3 protein-coding genes are annotated in these 6,063 nt (G+C 74.6%); 1 reads left to right on the top strand and 2 read right to left on the bottom strand.

The annotated features are described in order from the left end of the window. A partial coding sequence (locus E1193_RS29315) for an NPCBM/NEW2 domain-containing protein (RefSeq protein WP_207922918.1) occupies positions 1-2,701 on the top strand: 2,701 nt, incomplete at its 5' end. Positions 2,702-2,853: 152 nt separating this feature from the next. On the opposite strand, the gene E1193_RS29310 is transcribed toward E1193_RS29315, so the two are convergent. Then, positions 2,854-3,975 carry an acetate kinase gene (locus E1193_RS29310; RefSeq protein ID WP_132186404.1) on the bottom strand — a complete coding sequence of 374 codons (1,122 nt, stop codon included), beginning with the start codon at positions 3,973-3,975 and terminating at the stop codon, positions 2,854-2,856. Beyond that, positions 3,972-6,047, bottom strand: coding sequence for a phosphate acetyltransferase (gene pta, locus E1193_RS29305; protein ID WP_132186403.1), 2,076 nt, complete (start codon positions 6,045-6,047; stop codon positions 3,972-3,974). Before pta ends, E1193_RS29310 begins: the two co-directional genes overlap by 4 nt. Positions 6,048-6,063: the final 16 nt, after the last annotated feature.

Raw genomic sequence — 6,063 nt, 5'->3', positions numbered from 1 at the left:
GGGCCAGGCGATCGGCCTGTCCAGCCTGGACGACTGGGTCGACGTTTTCCGGGACCGGCGGCTCGACGTGACCGGGTCCGCGCTCACCCTGGACGCCTGGGTGAAGCCCGGCCAGTGGGCGGGCAGCTTCCCGATCCTCACCAAGGGCCAGTCGTACGGGTTGCAGATGCGCGACTCCGACACCCTCGAGTTCGGCGTACGCGCCGGAGCCGGCCGGGCCACCGTCGCCGCCGACGTCCCCGCCGACTGGTACGACAACTGGCACCGGGTCACCGGCGTCTACGACGGCGCCACCCTGCGCCTGCTGATCGACGGCCGGGAGGTGGCCACCGCCGCCCGCACCGGCACGATCGACCCCGGGCTGTACGAGGTGAACGTCGGGCGCGACGCCGAGACCCAGCAGGACGGCCTGCGGACCCGGACCGGGCGGGGGCTCGTCGACGACGTACGGATCTACCCGGCCGCGCTCACCGCCACCGACCTGGCCGCCGACCCGGTCGACCGGGCGGCGCTCGCGCTCGACTTCGACCGGTTCGACCGCCAGGGCGACTTCCTCAGCCTCGGGCTCAGCCTCTCCGGCACCGACGGCCTGGTCGGCTCCGACCGCTACCTCCAGCCGGAGGTCCACGAGATGGCCTGGGCGCACGCCCCGATCCGGTTCACCGCCACCGACGCGGCGGCCGGCAAGGTGCGGGTGCACAACGAGCAACAGGCCGGCACGCTCCGGGTGGAGCTGAGGTGGGCGCAGCAGGAGGTCGACCGTACGCTGCGTTCCGGCAGCCGCACCCTGACCCTGACCCCGGGCCAGACCGTCGACCTGGATCTCGGCGCGGCACCGGCCAACCCGCACGACCGGCAGCGCCACCTCACCCTGGTCGCGACCAGCAGGCACGACGTGGCGTGGGCGAAGCGCGGCTGGATCGTCGGGCAGGACCAGTTCAGTCTCGGCGGCCGGACGGTGCCCGGCGTGCTGCCCGGCCCCGCCCCGACCGGACCCGCCCCGGCGGCCACCCGTGAGGGGGACCTACTGACCGTCGCCGGCCAGGATTGGCGCTACCGGTTCGACGCCCGCTCCGGGCTGCTCACCTCGATGCGGGGCGACGGCCGGGAACTGCTGCGCGCCGGCCCGCAGCTCGACGTGTACCGCCCTCCGACCAGCAACGAGACCTACAGCTGGGGCACCGACGACCGGCGGATCTGGCACGAGGTGGGGCTGGACCGGCTGCGCAGCACGGTGACCGGGTTCGAGACGTCGACCGAGGGCGGCGCGGTGGTCGTCCGGGTGCGGTCGACCTCGGCCGGGCCTGACACGGAGGCGCTGCTGTCGTTCGACCAGACGCAGACCTACCGGATCGACGCCCGGGGCACCATCACGCTCAGCAACGACGTGCAGGCCAGGGGCTCCCGGGCCGGTTCGCTGCCCTACCTGCCCCGCGTCGGCGTGGCCATCCAGGTCAACGACGACCTCGACCGGTTCGCCTGGTACGGGCGCGGCCCGCACGAGACGTACAACGACCGGCGCTCCGGCGCGCTGATGGGCGTCTGGAAGTCCACCGTGGAGCAGGAGTACGTGCGCTACTCCCGGCCGCAGGCGTACGGCAACCACACCGACGCCGCCTGGGCCACCCTCAGCGACGGGAAGCAGTCGGGGCTGCTGGTCGGTGGCGACCTCGACGTCAGCGTCACCCCGTACGACGACCTGGACCGGGCCGAGTACGACCACCAGCTCCCGCTGGTCCGCAACGACGGCTGGGTGACCCTGCACGCGGCGGCCAAGGAGACCGGCATGGGAGAGACCCCGAACTCCGTGCTCAACCCGTTCCGGGTCTCCCCGACCGCCCGCCACCACCAGGAGCTGGTGCTGCGCCCGCTCACCGAAGCCGAGGTGCGCGCCGGCGGCGTGGTCGACTCGCAGGCCGCCGCCCCGTGCCCGCCCGACGTGGCGGTACGCGCCGACGGCGAGGTCACCGCCGGCGCCGCCGAGCGGGTCGAGGTCTCCGTCTCCGCCCGGTGCGCCGACGGCCTGCGCGAGGTCACCGCGACGCTGGCCGCCCCGGCCGGCTGGACGGTCACCCCGGCCACCGCCGAACTGGGCACGGTGGCGGCCGGCACGCCGGGAACGGCGGTGTTCCAGGTGACCGCGCCGGCCGGCACCGACCTCGGGTCGCACCAGCTGACCGCCACGGTCGCCGCCACCTCCGGGGGCGGGTTCCGTGACACGGTGACCGCGACGGCCACCGTACGGACCCCGCTGCCGGCCGGGTCGGCCTGGTTGAGCGACCTGCCGTGGGTGGACGAGGCCAACGGCTGGGGTCCGGTGGAGAAGGACCGCAGCAACGCCGAGCAGCCCCGGGGTGACGGCCGACCGCTCACCATCGGTGGCGTCCGGTACGACAAGGGGCTGGGTGCGCACGCGCCGTCGGTGGTCTCCCTGGACATGGCCGGCCGCTGCACCTCCTTCCGCTCCGACGTGGGGGTCGACGACGAGACCGGCTCCGGCGGTTCGGTGGTCTTCGAGGTCTGGGTCGACGGCGAGCGGCGGGCGCGGACCGGGGTGCTGACCGGCTCGGCCGGCGCGGAGTCGCTCACCGTCGACGTGACCGGCGGACGTCGGCTCGAACTGCGGATCACCGACGGCGGTGACGGAAACGGCAACGACCACGGCGACTGGGCGGCGGCCCGGCTGGCCTGCGCCGACTGACCGTGGCCGGCGCGGCGGCGACCCCGGTCGCCGCCGTGCCGGCGGTCACGGCCCCTGATGGCCGGTGCTGACCGTGGCCAGCACCGCGCGGACGGCCGGCGGGGCGGACCGCCGGCCGGGCACGGAGGCAGCGGGCCGGGACAGTCGTGGTGTCAGCGGCGCGCGGCGACCACCGCGCGGGCCTCCCGGGCGATCTCTCGCTCCTCGTCGGTGCCGATCACGAAGACGGTGACCTCCGCGCCGTCCGGCGAGACGACCCGGTCCCCGGACCCGGCGTTGCGGTCCGGGTCCACGAGGATGCCGAGCCGTTGCAGGCCGGCCAGCGACGCCGCGCGGACCTCGCCGGAGTGCTCGCCCACCCCCGCGGTGAAGGTGACCGCGTCCACCACCCCCAGCAGCGCGTAGTACGCCCCCACGTAGCCGGTGATCCGGCGGCAGTAGACGTCGAAGGCGAGCCCGGCGGCCCGATCGCCGGCCGCCCGCCGGGCCAGCACCTCACGCATGTCGTTGACGCCGGTCAGGCCGAGCAGCCCGCTGCGGTGGTTGAGCAGGTCGTCGATCTCGTCCACCCCCATCCCGCCTTCGCGGCGCAGGTGGAAGACGACCGCCGGGTCCAGGTCGCCGCTGCGGGTGCCCATGACGAGGCCCTCCAGCGGCGACATGCCCATCGAGGTGGCCACGCTGCGACCGCCGTCGACCGCGCAGGCGCTCGCCCCGTTGCCCAGGTGCAGGGTGATGGTGCGCAGCTCGGCGTACGGCCGGCCGAGCAGGTCCGCGGTGCGCTTCGAGACGTACGCGTGGGAGGTGCCGTGGAAGCCGTAGCGGCGGATGCCGTACCGCTCGGCGGTGTCCCGGTCGATCGCGTAGGTGGCGGCGGACTCGGGCAGGGTGTGGTGGAACGCGGTGTCGAAGACGGCGACCTGCGGGACGTCCGGCAACGCCCGGCGGGCCACCTCGATCCCGGCCAGGTTCGCCGGGTTGTGCAGCGGCGCGAGCGGCACGAGGTCGCCGATGGCGGCGAAGACCTCGTCGTCGACCAGCACCGGCTCGCTGAACCGTCGGCCGCCGTGCACCACCCGGTGCCCGACCGCGCGCAACCCGGCGAGGTCGAGGCGGTCCAGGATCCCGCGTACGGCGGCGGCGTGGTCGGCGGGCCCGCCGCCCGGCTCGCCGACCCGTTCCACGGTGCCCCGGTCCCGGATGGTCTCGCCGTCGTAGAGCCGGTACTTCACCGACGACGACCCGCAGTTGAGCACCAGCACCCGATCGGTCACGGGACCTCCTCCGGCGACCCGGCCGCCTGGATGGCGGTGATCGCCACGGTGTTGACGATGTCGGCGACGGTCGCGCCCCGGGACAGGTCGTTCACCGGCCGGCGCAGGCCCTGCATCACCGGGCCGACCGCCACCGCGCCCGCCGACCGCTGCACCGCCTTGTACGTGTTGTTGCCGGTGTTCAGGTCCGGGAAGATGAAGACCGTGGCGCGTCCCGCCACCGGGCTGCCCGGCAGTTTCGTGGCCGCGACCTGCGGGTCGATCGCCGCGTCGTACTGGATCGGCCCTTCGACGAGCAGGTCCGGCCGGCGCTCGCGGACCAGCTCGGTGGCCGCCGCGACCTTCTCCACGTCCGCGCCGAAGCCCGAGTCGCCGGTCGAGTACGACAGCATCGCCACCCGTGGCTCGATGCCGAACCGGGCCGTCGTGTCGGCCGACGAGATCGCGATGTCGGCGAGCTGGGTGGCGTCCGGGTCGGGGTTGACCGCGCAGTCGCCGTAGACCAGCACCCGGTCGGCCAGCAGCATGAAGAAGACGCTGGAGGCCACGGACACCCCCGGCACCGTGCGGATGATCTCGAACGCGGGGCGGATGGTGGCCGCCGTGGTGTGGGTGGCCCCGGAGACCATGCCGTCGGCGTGCCCGGTCGCCACCATCATGGTGCCGAAGTAGTTTGGCTGCGCCACGATGTCGTGTGCCAACTCGACGGTGACGCCCCGGTGGGCGCGCAGGGCCGCGTACCTCTCGGCGAAGGCGTCCCGCCACCCGCTGGTGGCCGGGTCCACCACCTCGGCGCCGGTGATGTCGACGCCGAGCTCCCGGATGCGCCGGGCGACGTCGTCGGGGCGACCGAGCAGGGTCAGGTCGGCCACGCCCCGGCGGAGCAGGATCTCCGTCGCGCGCAGGATCCGCTCATCGGTCCCCTCGGGCAGCACCAGCCGGCGGGCGGTGGCCCGCGCCCGGTCGATCAGGTCGTACTCGAACATCAGCGGGGTGACCCGTTCGGAGCGGCTGACCCGCAGCCGGCGGGCCAGGTCCACGGTGTCCACGTTCTGCTCGAAGGCGCCGAGGGCGGCCTCCACCTTGCGCGGGTTGGCCGGGCTGGGGCGACCCTCGATCCGGCTGGACGCCTCGACCGTGTGGTAGCTGTCGCTGGGCACCGAGAGCACGGCGAACCCGGTGTTGAGCCCCTCGACCAGGCGCATCGCCCGGGGGTCGGGCGGCTCGCCGAGGGTGAGCACCACCCCGGCGAGCGGGACCTGCCCGGCGACGTGCGCGGCGCTCGCCGCGACCAACAGGTCCGCCCGGTCGCCGGGGGTGATGACCAGCGCCCCCTCGGTCAGGTGGTCGAGCAGGATCGGCACGTGCGCGGCGCCGACCACGTAGTCGAGCACGTCCCGGCCGAGCGCGGCGTCGTCCCCGGCCAGCAGGGTGGCGCCGAGCGCCGAGGCCACCTCGGCCACCGTCGGCGCCGACACCGCCGGCACCTCCGGGATGGCGTACCCGGGGACGGGCAGCTCGGGCAGGGTCATCGGCCCGGGAACGCGGTTGGCGATCACCGCCAGCACCGTCGCGCCCAGGTCCACCAGATCGTGGTACGCCCCGCGCGCCGTCGCCGCGACCGCGTCGGCCGACTGCCCGAAGCCGTCCACCACCGGGACCACCACGCTGCCGAACTCGGTGGCGAGCCGGGCGTTGAAGGCCAGCTCGCGGGGGGCCGCGCCGTCTCCGCCGTCGGCGAAGTCGCTGCCCACCACGACCACGGCCGGGCAGCGGCGTTCCAGGTCCCGGTACCGTTCGACGATCCGGGAGATCAGCTCCTCCCGGCGGCCGTCGGCGGCCAGCGCGGCGGCTTCGGCGTAGCTGGCGCCGCTCAGTGCCCGCTGCGGCAGGTCGATCCGGTACCGGTCGGTGAGCAGGGCGAGAATCGGATCCGGCGCGGCGTCGCTGACGAGCGGCCGGAACACGCCGATCCGTTCGACCTGTCGGGAGAGGAGTTCCGCGAGGCCGAGGGCGATGGTGGACTTACCCCCGCCGGACCCCACGCTGGTCAGGTAGACGCTGCGGGCCACACCACCACCCTAGGAG

Source organism: Micromonospora sp. KC606 (assembly GCF_004348675.1).
GTDB lineage: Bacteria > Actinomycetota > Actinomycetes > Mycobacteriales > Micromonosporaceae > Micromonospora.
Note: the sequence above shows the minus strand (reverse complement) of the source record. Positions and strands in the feature narration are given on the sequence as shown.